Origin of the sequence: Amycolatopsis sp. w19 (assembly GCF_051373225.1) — a bacterium.
Classification (GTDB): domain Bacteria; phylum Actinomycetota; class Actinomycetes; order Mycobacteriales; family Pseudonocardiaceae; genus Amycolatopsis; species Amycolatopsis japonica.
In genome coordinates this window covers 232,286-247,988 of the sequence record NZ_JBPQFM010000008.1, presented here as the reverse complement: position 1 = coordinate 247,988, position 15,703 = coordinate 232,286, and the positions used below count along the sequence as shown (strand labels likewise).

Below are 15,703 nucleotides of genomic sequence, written 5' to 3'. Positions count from 1 at the left end.
GGGGAGTTGCAAGTGTCTGCAGGTGGCGGAACCAAGGCGATCATCGCCGCGCTCGTGGCGAACGCCGGAATCGCGGCCGCGAAGTTCACCGGCTTCCTCATCACGGGGTCGTCCTCGATGCTGGCCGAGTCCGTGCACTCGCTCGCGGACACCTCGAACCAGGGCCTGCTGCTGCTCGGCCAGAAGACCTCGCAGCGCAAGGCGACCCGCGCCCACCCGTTCGGCTTCGGACGGGACCGGTACTTCTACTCGTTCATCGTCGCGCTGATGCTCTTCAGCCTCGGCTCGGTGTTCGCGCTGTACGAGGGCATCCACAAGATCTCGCATCCCGAGGACCTGACCTCGCCGCTGGTGGCGGTCGGCATCCTCGTGGTCGCGATCGGGCTGGAGTCGTACTCCTTCTACACCGCGATCCAGGAGTCGAAGAAGATCAAGGGCGACGCGGGCTGGTGGGCCTTCATCCGCCAGGCCAAGACCCCCGAACTCCCGGTGGTGCTGCTCGAAGACGCGGGCGCGCTGCTCGGTCTCGTGTTCGCGCTCGCGGGTGTCGGGCTCTCCGTCATCACCGGGAACCCGGTGTGGGACGGCATCGGCACCGTGACGATCGGCCTGCTGCTCGGCATCATCGCGATCATCCTGATCATCGAGATGAAGAGCCTGCTGATCGGCGAGGGCGCCTCCGAGGCCGACCTCGACGTGATCGTCGACGAACTCGCCGCGGGCAAGGTCGAGCGGGTCATCCACATCCGGACGCTGTACATCGGGCCGGACGAGATGCTGGTGGCCGCGAAGCTCGCGCTGGTGCCGGGGCTGGAGACCGCGGAAATCGCGCAGGCCATCGACGACGCCGAAGCGCGTGTGCGGGCGAAGGTGCCGACGGCGAAGCTGATCTACCTGGAGCCGGACCTGGACCGCGCGCTGGCGTGAGCCGGTCTCCGCTCGCTTCACGGATGTCATGAAAGGGCCGTTCAGGACGTTTTTCGTCCTGAACGGCCCTTTCATGACATCTGGGCCAGGCGGGGCGCGACCGCCATCCGGAGCAACTCTCCGTACTCCGCCGATTACCGCCGCGACCTCCGGGTACTTCGTTGCTCTCCCACCGCGCTGCCGTCACGACCGGGCGATAGGGTCCGTTGAACCGCAGTCAGGTGTAGGAGGTCAAGGGTGCCCGGAAACGGTCTGTGGCGTACGAAATCCATCGAGCAGTCCATCGCTGACACCGACGAACCGGGGACGAAGCTCAGGCGGAACCTGAGCGCGTGGGACCTGACCGTCTTCGGTGTCGCCGTCGTCATCGGTGCCGGTATCTTCACGCTCACCGCGCGCACGGCCGGCGACTACGCGGGCCCGTCGGTGTCGCTTTCGTTCGTCTTCGCCGCCATCGCCTGCGCGCTGGCGGCTCTCTGTTACGCGGAATTCGCGTCGACCGTCCCGGTGGCCGGGAGTGCGTACACGTTCTCCTACGCCACCTTCGGCGAGTTCATGGCGTGGATCATCGGCTGGGACCTCATCCTGGAACTCGCGGTCGGCGCGGCCGCGGTGTCGAAGGGCTGGTCCGCCTACCTCGAAACCGTGCTCTCCTACATCTTCGGCAAGGGCACGAAGACGACGTTCGAGATCGGCGGTGTCCCCGTCGACTGGGGCGCCCTGATCGTGGTGCTGGTGCTGGCGACCCTGCTCGCCCTCGGCACGAAGCTGTCTTCGCGGTTCTCGATGGTGATCACCGGGATCAAGGTCGCGGTGGTGCTGTTCGTGATCGTGCTCGGCATCTTCTACATCAAGGGCTCCAACTACACCCCGTTCATCCCGGAGGCCCAGTCCGGCGCCGAATCGTCGGCCACCGGCGTCGACCAGTCGCTGTTCTCGGTGTTCGCGGGCAGCAGCAGTAGCTCGTTCGGCGTCTTCGGTCTGCTGGCCGCGGCTTCGCTGGTGTTCTTCGCGTTCATCGGTTTCGACATCGTCGCGACCACCGCCGAGGAGACCCGCAACCCGCAGAAGGCCGTGCCCCGCGGCATCTTCGGCTCGCTCGCCATCGTCACGGTGCTCTACGTCGCCGTGTCGCTCGTGGTCGTCGGCATGGTGAACTACAAGGAACTCGCCACCTCGGCGGGTGACGGCGGCAAGAAGACGCTCGCGTCCGCGTTCGCGGCCAACGGCGTCGACTGGGCGGCCAACATCATCTCGGTCGGCGCCCTCGCCGGTCTGACGACCGTCGTCATGGTGCTGATGCTGGGCCAGATCCGGATCATCTTCGCGATGTCGCGCGACGGCCTCATGCCGCGTTCGCTGGCGAAGACCGGCGCGAACGGCACGCCGAAGCGGGCGACCATCGTCGTCGGCGGACTGGTCGCCGTCGCCGCGACCTTCTTCCCGGCCGACAAGCTGGAAGAGATGGTCAACGTCGGCACGCTGTTCGCGTTCATCCTCGTTTCCGCGGGTGTCATGGTGCTGCGCAAGACGCGACCGGACCTGCCCCGTGCCTTCCGGGTGCCGTGGGTGCCGGTGGTCCCGATCCTGGCGATCCTCGCCTGCCTGTGGCTGATGCTGAACCTGACCGTTTTGACCTGGTTGCGGTTCATCGCGTGGATGGTGCTGGGCGTCCTCATCTACTTCGTCTACAGCCGTCGCCATTCGCTGCTCGGCAAGCAGAAGAAGGACGAGGTCCCGACGTCCGTTTCGGACTGATCATTCTCGTTTCGACGGCCCACCATTCCTTTGTGGATGGTGGGCCGTTTTCGTGCGCGGGCCGTCCGGTCTCGGAGCGATAACACCTGGGGTCCCGATGTCGCCGTAAAATCCGTGTGCGATACCGTCCGGGACCTGCTTCCCCCTGATGGGTTAACGCGACTCCTGCAGAAACACCGCGAGTTGACCGCGTTCCCTCGGAGGTGGCACCACGCTTTGCTCGTTTGTCCCCCGATCGGTACAGGAGAGCTCTGAATGCAGATCATTTCCGCGCGGCGTGTCCGCTCCGCCGCCACCGTCGTCGCGCTGGCGACGGCCGCCCTGCTCGGCGTCACGGGCACCGCGCTCGCGTGCCACACCGACGACCCCCGCGCCATCCCGACCCCGAAGAACGTCAGCACCTGTGAGAAGGCGAAGCTGCCGGGCACCGAGATCTCGACGAAGGACCTGACCTTCACCGGTGGCACGGAGAACGACAAGTACCTCAACATCACCGCGGTCGGTGAAGGCGTCACCGTCACCGCGATCGTGGTGAAGGGCGGCGACGGCTACAACATCTACGAGCCCGGCAAGCGCGGCCTCGCGGAAACCCCGCCGTGGGAGAAGCTGCGTTCGCCGATGAACGGCGGCGGCAAGCAGGCCGACATCAGCCACTGGTTCGCCTGTGGCGAGAAGAAGACCAAGCCGACCGAGCCGACGAAGCCGAGCGAGCCGACGAAGACGACGACGGCCAAGCCGCCGACGAGCGCGCCGACCACCACGGACAAGCCGTCCGAGACCTCCGCGCCGTCGAGCACCGCGGTTCCCGCCCCGAACGTCGGCGGTAACGGCGGCAACGGTGGCGGCCTCGCGGACACCGGTTTCGACAACGCCTGGCTGCTGTGGGCCGGTGGCCTGCTGGTCCTGGCCGGTGCCGGCGTCCTGGTCCTGCTGCGCGTGCGCCGCGGGAAGACCGACTGAAAACCAGCTGACGCCTGAAGGCCCTCTTCCTCGCGAAGGGGGCCTTCAGCGCATCTGCGGGAAGTCCCCGAACAGCGAACCCTGCTCGCCCCAAGCGTTCTTCGGCCGAGGGCGGCCGAGACCGGCGGCCATCGCGACGGCGTTGTCCCATTCGGCGTCGACGACGTAGTCCGTGTGCTTGAGGACGCCGGGCGCCCAGCGGTGCCGTCCGGTCGGCCCGCGCATCGGGTCGGGCAGCCAGTGATCGCCGCCGAGCACGAGGACACCCTGCTCGTCGGGCGTGGCGGCCAGCGGTCCTGTGCCGCCGCCGGGCAGGTAGCCGTCGCCCAGCAGTTTCCCCGCCACCACGCGATGCCGCCACGTCGTGACGCCGCCGCCGAAGATGTCCGTGCCGCGGCACAGCGCCCGCCAGCGCCCGTCGAGACCTTCGTAGAGCCCGGCCAGCTGCGTCTGCGGCAGCATCGCGGGGAACGCGCGCTGATAACCCCATTGCAGTGGTGAGCCCGCGGTCAGCAGCCCGACGCGGTCACGGTCCTCCGGCGGGAGGTCGGCGATGACGCGCGCGGCCGCGAGCACGGTCAGCAGGCTGCCGAGGTTGTAGCCGGACAGCACGACCCGCGTGCCGGGGTCGGCGAGATGTTCCTTGACGCGGTCCGCGAGTTCCGGGACGACCCGGAGCGCGTAACTCGGCGGCACGGTCGGATGGGCGGCACGCGGCCAGAAGCAGACGAGATCCGCCAGCGCGCCGAGGTGACGGCTGCGTTTCGGGGTCGTCGCGGCGGCGAACACGACCCGCAGCAGCCCCGCCGCCATCGCGCCGAGCGCGAACACGCCGATCGCGGAGATCGGCTTGGACCAGGCGCCCAGCGGGCCGAAACCGAAGCGCAGCACCAAGAGCACGCCGCCACCCGCCGCCATCGCGAGCGCCACCGTGAGCGCGAGATGGTGCAGATGCTTGCGTTCCCACGAGGCGCGGGCCCATACCCGGGCGGCCTCCTCTTCCTGCGCCTTGCTGATCTCCATGAGCGCGACGATCTTCGGGATGCCCCGGCGCAGCCGTCGCAACGGGACGGCGACCGCGAAGCCCAGCACGCCGAGCACGACGGCGAGCGCGAGACCGGCACCCCACAGCACGGTCACCAGGGAGTAGGTGTCGGGCAGCCGGAGTTCGCTCGCGCCGACCAGTTGCCGCAGCGCGACCGCGAGCCCCGCGCCGAACCCGCCGCCGAGCAGCCCGGCCAGCGCGACGACCGGTGCCGCGGCCCAGCCGCCGAGCCACGGCCGCAGCCGGTGCGGCAGGTGTTTCCACGTCGATCGGCCGAGCAGGGCCGCCGGGACGAGCATCAGCGCGAACAACACGGTCACCGTGACCATCGCCGCGCCCAGTGCTTCGACCGTCCCGTCCGCTCCGCCGAGCCCGCCGCCCGGCAGTCCCGCGGGCAGCGGCGTCCGGCGCACGACGGCGATCCCGACCAGCACGACGGCGAACGCGATCAGCCCGCCCCGGATCACCGGACCGGCCGAGAAACCGACCGTCGAGGCCACCAGTGCGGCGAGGACGAGCGCCAGCGCGCAGATCCAGACGACCAGGTCGAAGGTCGGGGACGGCAACCGGAACGGCCCGCCGAGCAACGGAAGCGCGACACAGGTCAAGGCGGCGACGGTGTGCAGCGTGCGCAGCCCCGGCGTCCGCGGCAGGTCCTGGGGTTGCAGGGGGCTCGAACTGTGCTCGCGGTGGACCCGGTTCCGCGAGCGCCAGTCCGACGACGGGATCCGGTCGAGCACGAAGATCAGCACCAGCAACGGCACCACGCCGATCGCCGTCCGCAGCGGCGCGAAGTCGCGCAGGAACGACGGCGCTCCTTCGAGACAGGTCGAACCCGGCGCGAGGCACTGCGCGGCGAACAGGTCGAGCGAGACCACCGCGAGCTGGCTGATCAGCAACATCGTCAGCAGCAGCGAGGCCACCCGCAGCAGCCCCCGGCAGGCTCCGCCGAGCAGCGCCGCGGACCGCCGGCCTTCCGGGACCGGCGGCAGCATCCAGTGTGCGACGTTCGCCAGCGAGAACGGGAACAGCAGCGCCCAGGTCGCCTTCGCCGCGCCACCGGAGGTCATGCCGCTCCACAGGTAGCCTTCGAGAATGCGCGGGATCGAACGGCCGAGCGCGGGCAGCACCGGACCGGGAGCGGGACGGCGCAGCCGGTCCGACGGCCGGATCAGCCTGCCGACGCCGTCGCCCGCGACGTCGACCACCGACGTCGAATCCAGCAGGCTTTCACCGCTCGTGCCCACTAGCCCGGGTACGCGTATTTCGACGACGCGGGTATCGGGACCCGGCATGACCACGGTGAAGCCTCCAAACCGTTCCAGTGGGGACTGAACCGACAACGGTACTGTTCAGATGTCATCCAACCTTGGAGGAAGCGCGCATATGACCCCCGAAAGCGTTGCCAAGCGGCACGACACCCGCAACGGCATCGAGTTCGCCGTCGCCGATCTCGAGGCCGCCGAGTTCGGCCGCAAGGAGATCCGCCTCGCCGAGCACGAGATGCCGGGCCTGATGGCGCTGCGCCGCGAATACGCCGAGGTGTATCCCTTGCGGGGAGCCCGGGTTTCGGGCTCGCTGCACATGACCGTACAGACCGCGGTGCTGATCGAAACCCTCGTCGCACTGGGTGCCGAAGTGCGCTGGGCCTCCTGCAACATCTTCTCCACCCAGGACCACGCGGCCGCGGCGATCGTCGTCGGCCCGCACGGCACCCCCGAGGAACCCAAGGGCGTCCCGGTGTTCGCCTGGAAGGGCGAGTCGCTGGAGGAGTACTGGTGGTGCACCGAGCGGATGCTGACCTGGGACGGTGAAGGTCCCAACATGATCCTCGACGACGGCGGCGACGCCACCATGCTGGTGCACAAGGGAACCGAGTTCGAGAAGGCGGGCGTCGTCCCCTCGCCGGACGAGGACACTTCCGACGAGTTCCGCGTGTTCCTGCAGCTGCTGAGCGCTTCGGTCGCCGCCGACACCGGCAAATGGACCAAGATCGGCGAAGGCGTCCGCGGGGTCACCGAGGAGACCACCACCGGCGTGTTGCGGCTCTACCAGCTCGCCGCCGCCGGCGAGCTGCTGTTCCCGGCGATCAACGTGAACGACGCGGTGACCAAGTCGAAGTTCGACAACCGCTACGGCATCCGGCATTCGCTGATCGACGGCATCAACCGCGGCACCGACGTCCTCATCGGCGGCAAGGTCGCGGTCGTCTGCGGTTACGGCGACGTCGGCAAGGGCGCCGCGGAATCGCTGCGCGGCCAGGGCGCGCGGGTGATCGTCACCGAGATCGACCCGATCTGCGCGCTGCAGGCGGCGATGGACGGTTACCAGGTCAAGAAGCTGGAGAACGTCCTCGGCGAGGCCGACATCATCATCACGACCACCGGGAACAAGGACGTCGTGCTCGTCGAGCACATGGCGCGCATGAAGCACCAGGCGATCCTCGGCAACATCGGCCACTTCGACAACGAGCTCGACATGGCCGGTCTGCAGCGTTACCCGGGCATCCGGCGCATCACCATCAAGCCGCAGGTCGACGAGTGGGTCTTCCCGGACGGCAAGAGCATCATCGTGCTGTCCGAGGGCCGCCTGCTGAACCTGGGCAACGCGACCGGGCACCCGTCGTTCGTGATGTCGAACAGCTTCTCCAACCAGGTGATCGCGCAGATCGAGCTGTTCACCAAGCACGAGGAGTACGACAAGGAGGTCTTCCGCCTCCCGAAGAAGCTCGACGAGAAGGTCGCGAAGATCCACCTCGACGCGCTCGGCGGTGAGCTCACGAAGCTGACCAAGGAGCAGGCCGAGTACATCGACGTGGACGTCGAAGGCCCCTTCAAGACCGACCACTACCGGTACTGACGGCCTGCTATGAAAGGCCCCTTCATTGCGAAATTTGCAATGCAGGGGCCTTTCATTGCACGCGCTAGCGCCACTCGACCTCGATGCCGGCCAACCCCGGACCGGCGTCGCTGAAGAAACCACTGGTCACGCCGCCCATGTCGAGCGGAAGTTCCTCGGACTCGACGGGCACGGCGTCGTCACGCGTCCGGAACTGCCGGGTGCAGCGGGCGGGCAGCGCGCCGAGCGCGAACTTCAGCTGCACCAGGTAGCTGGAGCACTGGTCCCGCAGCATCCGGAAGTACCCGGGCGACGCGGTGCCGGAGTCGTCGCGGACCTCGAAGCAGAACACGTGGATCTCGCCCTCGGCGAGTTTCCGGTCGAAGAGCAGCTCGGTGGCCATCGTCTCGGCTTCGGCGTTGCGCCGGATCCGGCCGACCCGGCAGCCCTCGGCGGTGATCAGCTCGACGTCGGCGATATTGCAGCCGGGGTCGCCGTTGTAGACGGTGACGTACCGGTCCGGGCCGTGGCGCCGGGCCCGGCACACCAGCCGGGTCTGCAGGCCGACCTGCCGGTGCGCGGCGTCGAAGGTGATCGTGTCGTGCACCGCGAGCATCTCGAGGTCGGCGTTGTAGCGGTTGGACGACGGGTACGCGCCCAGTTCGGCCAGCAGCTGGTCGACTATCGAGCCCATGTCGCCGGAGCGGATGTCGTGGAACGACGCGGCCATCTGATGCCCGCGCGCCCGTGCCGTCCGCGGTCCGATCAGCACGACGAGCGCGTCCGCGGGCAGTTGCAGCACCGATTCCAGCGCGCGCACGGCCGGGAGCGCCTTGGGTACCTCCGGCTGGCGTAATCCGCGCTGCCAGTAGCTCAACGTCGACTGTCCGATTTGGACGCCGCGGAGCCCGAGGTGGGCGCGGAGCCGCGCGAGGGAGAGGCCGCGGTAGGCGATCGCCTGGCGGAGCGCGTGGTGGAATTCGCCGCTGCGAAGGGCCTCGACGAGCTCCTTGGGCAAGGCTTCGAGCGGTTGACGGCGCGCGCCGTCGATGATCGTCGGGGTGTCCCCGTCTCGTGTCACCGCTCGTCCCTTCACCAGACCAGTGTGTGCGCTGAGCGTGAACACCGCGGAACGTTCACGTTAGCAGCGCACTGTGAACACTACGTCCCCCGTTCGGGGTTGTTGACCCCGGAAGAGTGACCGTTCCGGGGTGTGGAAACGCCCCGGAACGGTCCGTTCCGCCGAGTGCCCATCTTGCTCTGCGTGAACCTTCTGTTCACCGTTGTGACCACATTGGTTCGCCATGGTGACCAGGAGGCCCGTCGTGCCTGTGTTCTCGAGGAGGGTTTGCGCCGCCGGCGCCGCGACCATCGTGGCGTGGCTGGCGATCCAGACCCCGGCGAGCGCGCTGCCATCGGCGCCCGCCGCCCCGCGCCCGATCGCCATGCAGGCGCAGGAGAAGTCCCAGTGGTGCTGGGTGGCTTCCGGTAACACCATCGCGGCACACCACGGCGTCACCGTCACCCAGAACGAATTCTGCCGGATCGCTCACGACGAGCGACGCCGGGAGTGCGCAGACAAGCCGGGCACGCTGGGCGACGTCCGGCGTGCCTTCGGCAAGCTCGGCTTCTCGGCCCCGGGGAACTACCTCAAGGGCCGCATCCCCTTTGCCGCCGTCCAGGCGCAGACCGGCGACGGCAAGCCCGTCCAGACGCGGGTCGGCTGGGCCTCGGGCGGCGGCCACATGCACGTCCTCTACGGGGCGGACGCCGGCCGGAAGTGGGTCTCGTGGGGGGATCCACTGCCCACCGGCAACCGGTACAACTGGTCGACCTACGATTTCTACTCGGCCAACAAGTCCTTCACCTGGACCCACACCCTCACCGGGATCCGGCGATGAGCGCGCGGCGGTTCCTCGGGCTCGCCGGGCTGGTCGCGGTCGCGCTGCTGATCTCGGCGCCCGGAGCGCGCGCGGATCAGCTGTCGGGTGAAGATCTCGCGGCCGCGAAGGCGGCTGCCGACGACCCCACGCTCCGTGCGGAGCTCGGCCGCTTCTTCACACAGCTGGGTGGTTCGAGCCATGCGCCGTCGGTGAGCGTCATCGACGAATCCTTCCCGGTTTACGAGCTTTCGAGGGATTTCGTCGCCGGTGACGGTGCGATCGCCGGACGGCTCGCCTACGTGGCGGTGCCGGTGACGGCGTCCGACGGGCAGACCGCGACCGTGTGGTCGGTCCGCGGTGACGACGGCGCCTGGCGCGTCGGCAACATCGCGTCGGGCGACCGGGAAAGCGCGCTGGCGCGGCGGTTGCCCGCCGGTGCGACGCTGCTCCACGAACCCCAGGTCGACGCCTGGTACGCGCTGCGCGACGGTCAGGTGACGATGCTCGACTCCGGCGCCAGCGGCTCGGCGACGGGCGCTTCGGCCACCCTCGCGGAGTATCAGAAGACCGTCTCCGGCCGCTACGGCGACATGCTCGCGAGCTCGCCGTACGCCCAGGAGGGCAAGGCCGGTGGCTACAACGCCCAAGTGATGCCCCGCGGCGACGGCGGCCCCGCGCCCGACGCGCAGGACACCGGCTTCGTCCCGTTGCTGATCTTCGGCGGCTTGCTCCTCATCGGTGTCGCCGGCTTCTTCCTGCACTCGAAGAGGCGCGTCCCCTAGCGGACCGGTGGGCCGGACGTGAGCTGACCCGTCTGGCCCGCCGGTCGACCACCGCCCCGTAATCTGGCCCTGTGGGACGACTCGTGGTGATCGAAGGTCTGGACGGCGCGGGCAAGCGCACGCTCGCCGACGCGCTGACCGGCGCGCTGAACGCGGCCGGGGCGAGCGTCACGTCCATCGCGTTCCCGCGTTACGGCGCGAGCGTGCACGCCGACCTCGTGAAGGAAGCGCTGCACCGCGGCCACGGCGATCTCGCCGACTCCGTCTACGGCATGGCGATGCTCTACGCGCTCGACCGACGGGGCGCGGCCGACGAGATCCGCGCGCGTCTCGGCGATCACGACGTCGTGCTGCTCGACCGGTACGTCGCGTCGAACGCCGCGTACGGCGCCGCCCGCCTCCACCAGGGCGCGGACGGCGAGTTCGTGCGCTGGCTCAAGGAACTGGAGATCGACCGGTTCGGCCTGCCGGTGCCCGTCGCGCATCTGCTGCTCCGGGTCACCGCGGACGTCGCCGCCGACCGCGCGCAGCGCCGCGCGGAGAGCGACGCCGACCGCGCGCGGGATTCCTTCGAGACCGACGACGCGCTCCAGAAGCGGTGCTCGGTGGTCTACGACGAACTCGCTGCGACGGGCTGGCTCGCGCCCTGGCACGTTCTCGACGGCGTCGCCGGTGTCGACACCCCGGCTCTCGCGACCTCCCTCCTCCGCACCTAGTCCTCTGGATGCGGTCCTTGCGCGTGCAACTACCGCATTTCGTCCTCTAAATGCGTGAGCAGCCAGGTGTGGAACTCGCCGATGTGGTGTTCCGAGGGCATGAGCACACCGCCGCCGCGGTAGGCGCGGGACGCCATCGCGGGCTGGCAGCGTTCGCAGGCGTCGAAGTCCTGCTCGTTGACGCGGTGGAACAGCTCCACCGACCGTGACACGTCCCGTCCCGACGCCACGACCTCCTCCGAATAGAGCCAGTCGCATTCGACGACCGTCCGGTCCGGCGCGAGCGGGTACATCCGGTGGAAGATCACGTGGTCCGGCACCAGGTTCACGAACACCTGCGGCCGGATGGTGATCGCGTAGTACCGCCTGTCCTGGTCGTTCGCGACGCCGTCGAGCCGGTCGAAACCCGAACCGCCGTCGATGGTGAACCCCTCCACGCCCTCGCCGAATTCGGCGCCGTGCCCGACGTAGTACTGCGCCGCGTACCCGTCGGCGAACTCCGGCAGCACCTCGGTCAGCTCCGGATGGATGGTCGCGCAGTGGTAGCACTCCATGAAGTTCTCGACGATGAGCTTCCAGTTCGCCTTGACGTCGTAGGTGATCCGGCGCCCGACCGACAGCTTGTCGAGGCGGTACCGCTCGATCGACTCCAGATCGCCCAGCCGTTCGCGCACCGCGCCTTCGACGTCGGCCTCGAACGACGGCGGGTCCGCGGCGAGGCAGACCCACGCGTAACCCAGCCACTCCCGCAGCCGCACGGTGTGCAGGCCGTACTCGGCCCGGTCGATGTCGGGAAGGTTCGCCAGATTCGGCGCCGCGATCAGCTTGCCGTCGAGCCCGTACGTCCACGCGTGGTACGGACACTGGAACGCGCGTTTCACCGTGCCCGATTCCTCCGCGCAGAGCCGGGCGCCGCGATGGCGGCAGACGTTGAGGAACGCCCGCAGCCCGCCGTCCCGGCCCCGGCTGACGAGCACGCTCTCCCGTCCTATTCGGACAGTGCGGAAGTCACCGGCCGACGGCAGGTCCGCCGACCGGACCGCGCAGAACCACTGGCGCTCGAAGATCTTTTCCTGCTCGGCCGCGAAGATGGCGGCGTCGGTGTAGTAGCCGCCACCCAGCGTGGGGATGAGACTCGTCATCTCGCGACTCCGGCGAACCTGGCGGGGTCGAACAGGCCGATCGGAAGCGCGGTGGTGCCGTCCACGACCAGGTCGGCGAGTATCTCACCGACCACCGGGACGAATTTGAAGCCGTGCCCGGAGAAACCGCAGGCGACCACCACCCGTTCGTGCTCGGGATGGCGGGAGATGACGAAATGCTCGTCGGGCGTGTTCGTGTACATGCAGGTCGCCCCGCGCAGGAACGTGCCGGGCAGCGCCGGCATCTTCCGCCCGACGAACTCCGAGATCTCGGCGACCTCTTCGGTGTGCACCGTCCGGTCGATGGTCTCGGGCGTGCAGGGCCGGCCGCCGCGGAAGAACGCGACCTTCACGCTTCCGGCGTCGTCGTGGGAGGGGAAACCGTAGAACTGGCGGCCGCCTTCGCCTTCCCAGACGTAGATCGGATGCCGTTCGGCGCGGAACGGCGCCACCCCACCCGATGGTGCGAACCAGTACTGGACCTGCCGTTCGATGGTGAACTCGATCCCGAGTTCGGTGAGCAGGCCGGGAGCCCAGGCACCGGGGCAGATCACCAGCTGTTCGGCGGTGTAGAAGTTCTGCGACGTGCCCACCCGGACCCCGGTGGACGTCTCCCGCCAGGAAAGGACCTCCTCCTCGTGGTGCAGCTCCGCCCCGGCCCGCGCGGCGAGCTGGAGATGCGCCGCCACACTGCCTTCCGGCACCACGAAGCCGGCGTTCTCCTCGTACAGCGCGATTTCGTGGCCCGCCGGGTTCATCGTCGGGAACCGGCGGCGGATCTCGGCCGCGTCGAGGAGTTCGTGCGGCAGATCCCAGGTTCGCGCGCTCGCCAGGCTGCCCGACACCGTGCGCGAATCGGGACCGCCGAGCATGATCCCGCCGCAACGGGTGAAGATCTTCCGACCGGAGTCGCGTTCGACGCCCTCCCACAGTTCGTGCGCCCGCAGCAGGAGCGGGACGTACGCGGGATCCTCGAAGTACGCCTGCCGGGTGATCCGCGAGCCGCCGTGGCTGGACCCGAGGTTGTGCACGGGTGCGAAGCGGTCGATGCCCAGCACGCGGCGTCCTCGCCGGGCGAGCCGGTACGCCGCGGCGCTGCCCATCCCGCCGAGGCCGATGACGATGACGTCGTAATGACTCATGCGGCGCTCCTGATCCGGGCCATGGCGGGGTCGAACAACGGCTCGGTCGCGACGACGGCGGGGATCCGCTCGCCGAAGTACTCGATCTCCAGCGGCCTTCCCGGCCGGGTGAACTCGACCGGAAGCCAGGCGTAGGCGATGTTCTTGCCGACGGTGTAGCCGTACGCGGCGCTCGTGACGTACCCGGCGGGACGGCCGTCGGCGTACACCGGTTCCTTGCCGAGCACGACGGAGTACGGATCGTCGACGGTGAGACAGGTCAGCTTCCTGGTCACCGTTTCCTCCGAGCGACCGGCCAGCGCGTCCCGGCCGACGAAGTAGCCCTTGTCCATCCGCACGGCGAACCCGAGACCGGCCTCGTACGGATCGTGCTCGGTGGTGACGTCCGTGCCCCACAGCCGATACCCCTTCTCCAGCCGCATACTGGAGAAGGCGTCCCGTCCGGCGGCGATGATCCCGTGCGCCTGCCCCGCCTCCCAGATCGTGTCCCAGAGTTCGCGGCCGAGGTCGGCGCTCGTGTACAGCTCCCAGCCGAGTTCGCCCACATAGGACAGTCGCATCGCGGTCACCGGAACATGGCCGATGTACGCCTGCTTCGTCTTGAAGTAGCCCATGGCCTGATGCGAGAAGTCCGTTGTGGACAGTGGCTGCAGTACGGCTCTCGCGAGCGGGCCCCAGAGCCCGATACAGCAGGTGCCCGGGGTGGTCTCGTGGATCTGCGCGGCGCCGTCACCGGGGAGATGCCGCCGGAGCCAGTCGATGTCGATGGCGCTGTTGACGCCGACCTGGAACCGCTCGGTGCCGAGCCGGGCGACGGTCAGGTCGCTGCGCACGCCGCCGTCCTCGTCGAGCAGCAGGGTGTAGGTGACCGAGCCGGGTTTCTTGCCGAGCTGGTTCGTGGTCATCGTCTGCAGGAACGGCAGCGCGCCGGGGCCGGTGACCTCCACCCGTTTCAACGACGTCATGTCGAACATCGCGACCCGCTGCCGCGCGACCAGTGCCTCGGCGCCGCCGATCGGCGACCAGTACCGCGCGGCCCAGTCGTTGCGCGCGGGGACGCGGTCGACCTCGGGAAGGTTCGCGTTCGCCTCGTACCAGTGCGGACGTTCCCAGCCACCCGCTTCGAGGAAGAAAGCGCCGAGCTGGGCTTGCCGTTCGTAGAAGGGACTCGTCCGCAGCGGCCGTGGTTCTTCCATGGGCTGCAAGGGATGGACGATGTCGTAGACCTCGACGAAGCTCTGGCAGCTGCGAGCCATGACGTGGTACGGGGCCAGCTGCACCCGCTCGAACCGGGCGAGGTCGCAGCCGTGCAGATCCGCTTCGGGCCTGCCGTCGACCAGCCACTGCGCCATGGCGCGCGCGACACCGGCCGAATGCGTGATCCAGACCGCTTCGGCGACCCAGAACCCGTCGAGGCCGGGGTGTTCGCCCAGCAGGGGCATGCCGTCCGGAGTGAAGGAGAACAGGCCGTTGATGCCCTCCTCGACCTTGGTCTCGCCGAGTGAAGGCAGCAGGTCGACGGCGGCGGTCCACGACGCTTCGAAGTCCGCGGGGGTGAACGTGAGCTCCGAGGGCATTCCCTCGCCGGAGCCGATCTCCTTGGCGGGCAACGGCATCGGCCGGTGACCGTACGCGCCGATGCCGATCCGGTCGACGTGTTCGCGGAAATAGAGGTCGGCGTCCTGATGTCGCAGGATCGGCCTCGTGGCCTCCTCGGTCACGCCGGCGAGTGACGGCAGGGGACTGGTGCGCGCGTACTGATGCGCCATCGGGACCAGCGGGATCGTGAGGTCCACCAGTTCGCCGAGCACCGGCCCCCACATCCCGGCGCACGAGAGCACGATGTCCGCGCGGAAGCTCCCGGTCTCGGTGGTCACGCCGGTGACCCGGCCGGCCGACCGTTCGACGCCGACGACCTTCTGTCGCGCGATGAACCTCGCGCCGCGTCCGATCGCGCGGCGGGCCTGCGCCTCGGCCGCGCGGAGGGGATGGGCCAAACCGTCGGAGGGGATGTGGAATCCGCCGAGCACCTTGGCCGGATCGAGCAACGGATGCAGGGCCGCGCATTCGCCGGGATCGATCAGCCTGCTTTCGACCCCCGACGCGGTGGCCCAGCCGTGCCGCCGCGCCAGGTCGGCGAGCCGTTCCGGGGTGGTGGCCACCTCCAGTCCGCCGACCGGGCGGAAACAAGGGTTCCCGTCGAGGTCGAGCGTGCCGTATTTGGCGACGGTGTAGCGGGCGAACTCGGTCATCGTGCGGCAGGCGTTGGTCTGGAAGACCAGACCGGGTGCGTGCGACGTCGACCCACCGGTGGCGAACAGGTCGCCCTGCTCCAGCACGGTGACGTCGGTCCAGCCGCGTTCGGTGAGTTCGTCGGCGAGCGCGCAGCCGACGATGCCGGCGCCGATCACGACGACGCGGGGTACGGGGGGCATGGTGAGGGGTACCTCCTGCCTGCCCGGAAAGTCCACAAAGGACCATCGGGCATCGGGGTGACAGGCGCTGTTGCG

12 protein-coding genes are annotated in these 15,703 nt (G+C 69.0%); 7 read left to right on the top strand and 5 right to left on the bottom strand.

All coding sequences use genetic code 11. The features are described from left to right. Window positions 1-12: 12 nt before the first annotated feature. The 3 genes from ACSMFO_RS18825 to ACSMFO_RS18815 all read left to right on the top strand — a co-directional run bounded on the left by ACSMFO_RS18825 (window position 13) and on the right by ACSMFO_RS18815 (window position 3,645). Entirely contained in the window at window positions 13-927 is a 915-nt protein-coding gene (locus ACSMFO_RS18825; protein WP_436459853.1) for a cation diffusion facilitator family transporter, read from the top strand. A 237-nt stretch (window positions 928-1,164) separates the two neighbouring features. After that, complete coding sequence (locus tag ACSMFO_RS18820) at window positions 1,165-2,685, top strand: amino acid permease (RefSeq protein ID WP_360093690.1); 1,521 nt, start codon at window positions 1,165-1,167, stop codon at window positions 2,683-2,685. 255 nt (window positions 2,686-2,940) lie between these two features. Beyond that, window positions 2,941-3,645, top strand: coding sequence for an LPXTG cell wall anchor domain-containing protein (locus ACSMFO_RS18815; RefSeq protein WP_051972344.1), 705 nt, complete (start codon window positions 2,941-2,943; stop codon window positions 3,643-3,645). Window positions 3,646-3,690: 45 nt separating this feature from the next. On the opposite strand, the gene ACSMFO_RS18810 is transcribed toward ACSMFO_RS18815, so the two are convergent. Then, window positions 3,691-5,985 carry a hypothetical protein gene (locus ACSMFO_RS18810; protein WP_436459851.1) on the bottom strand — a complete coding sequence of 765 codons (2,295 nt, stop codon included), beginning with the start codon at window positions 5,983-5,985 and terminating at the stop codon, window positions 3,691-3,693. A gap of 91 nt (window positions 5,986-6,076) precedes the next feature. Between ACSMFO_RS18810 and ahcY the strand changes: the two genes are divergently transcribed. Further along, entirely contained in the window at window positions 6,077-7,549 is a 1,473-nt protein-coding gene (gene ahcY / locus ACSMFO_RS18805; RefSeq protein ID WP_340687149.1) for an adenosylhomocysteinase, read from the top strand. A gap of 64 nt (window positions 7,550-7,613) precedes the next feature. On the opposite strand, the gene ACSMFO_RS18800 is transcribed toward ahcY, so the two are convergent. Continuing rightward, window positions 7,614-8,609: a hypothetical protein gene (locus ACSMFO_RS18800; protein ID WP_400946907.1), complete on the bottom strand. Its 996-nt coding sequence runs from the start codon at window positions 8,607-8,609 to the stop codon at window positions 7,614-7,616. 250 nt (window positions 8,610-8,859) lie between these two features. On the opposite strand from ACSMFO_RS18800, the gene ACSMFO_RS18795 reads away from it, so the two are divergent. The 3 genes from ACSMFO_RS18795 (at window position 8,860) to ACSMFO_RS18785 (ending at window position 10,909) form a co-directional block, all read left to right on the top strand. Continuing rightward, the gene (locus ACSMFO_RS18795; RefSeq protein ID WP_436459917.1) at window positions 8,860-9,429 is read left to right on the top strand and encodes a papain-like cysteine protease family protein; all 570 of its coding nucleotides are present in this window, start codon (window positions 8,860-8,862) and stop codon (window positions 9,427-9,429) included. Continuing rightward, complete coding sequence (locus ACSMFO_RS18790) at window positions 9,426-10,193, top strand: hypothetical protein (protein WP_436459848.1); 768 nt, start codon at window positions 9,426-9,428, stop codon at window positions 10,191-10,193. Before ACSMFO_RS18795 ends, ACSMFO_RS18790 begins: the two co-directional genes overlap by 4 nt. Before the next feature lie 83 nt (window positions 10,194-10,276). Beyond that, window positions 10,277-10,909, top strand: a complete 633-nt coding sequence (locus ACSMFO_RS18785; RefSeq protein WP_360093721.1) for a dTMP kinase — start codon at window positions 10,277-10,279, stop codon at window positions 10,907-10,909. Between the two features lie 29 nt (window positions 10,910-10,938). On the opposite strand, the gene ACSMFO_RS18780 is transcribed toward ACSMFO_RS18785, so the two are convergent. From ACSMFO_RS18780 to ACSMFO_RS18770, 3 genes are read right to left on the bottom strand one after another with little or no spacing between them, the layout of a single operon-like run. Then, entirely contained in the window at window positions 10,939-12,051 is a 1,113-nt protein-coding gene (locus ACSMFO_RS18780; RefSeq protein WP_436459846.1) for an aromatic ring-hydroxylating oxygenase subunit alpha, read from the bottom strand. After that, a complete protein-coding gene (gene solA, locus ACSMFO_RS18775) occupies window positions 12,048-13,193 on the bottom strand; it encodes an N-methyl-L-tryptophan oxidase (protein ID WP_436459844.1) in 1,146 nt (381 codons plus the stop codon). The genes ACSMFO_RS18780 and solA overlap by 4 nt, the downstream gene beginning before the upstream one ends. Beyond that, window positions 13,190-15,628: a GcvT family protein gene (locus tag ACSMFO_RS18770; protein ID WP_436459842.1), complete on the bottom strand. Its 2,439-nt coding sequence runs from the start codon at window positions 15,626-15,628 to the stop codon at window positions 13,190-13,192. Before ACSMFO_RS18770 ends, solA begins: the two co-directional genes overlap by 4 nt. Between the last annotated feature and the right edge of the window lie 75 nt (window positions 15,629-15,703).

Bases quoted from the DNA above. Each gene is read 5' to 3' on its own strand.
- ACSMFO_RS18810 (WP_436459851.1), bottom strand. From the start codon at position 5,985: ATGCCGGGTCCCGATACCCGCGTCGTCGAAATACGCGTACCCGGGCTA.
- ACSMFO_RS18770 (WP_436459842.1), bottom strand. From the start codon at position 15,628: ATGCCCCCCGTACCCCGCGTCGTCGTGATCGGCGCCGGCATCGTCGGC.
- ACSMFO_RS18780 (WP_436459846.1), bottom strand. From the start codon at position 12,051: ATGACGAGTCTCATCCCCACGCTGGGTGGCGGCTACTACACCGACGCC.
- ACSMFO_RS18815 (WP_051972344.1), top strand. From the start codon at position 2,941: ATGCAGATCATTTCCGCGCGGCGTGTCCGCTCCGCCGCCACCGTCGTC.
- solA (WP_436459844.1), bottom strand. From the start codon at position 13,193: ATGAGTCATTACGACGTCATCGTCATCGGCCTCGGCGGGATGGGCAGC.
- ahcY (WP_340687149.1), top strand. From the start codon at position 6,077: ATGACCCCCGAAAGCGTTGCCAAGCGGCACGACACCCGCAACGGCATC.
- ACSMFO_RS18790 (WP_436459848.1), top strand. From the start codon at position 9,426: ATGAGCGCGCGGCGGTTCCTCGGGCTCGCCGGGCTGGTCGCGGTCGCG.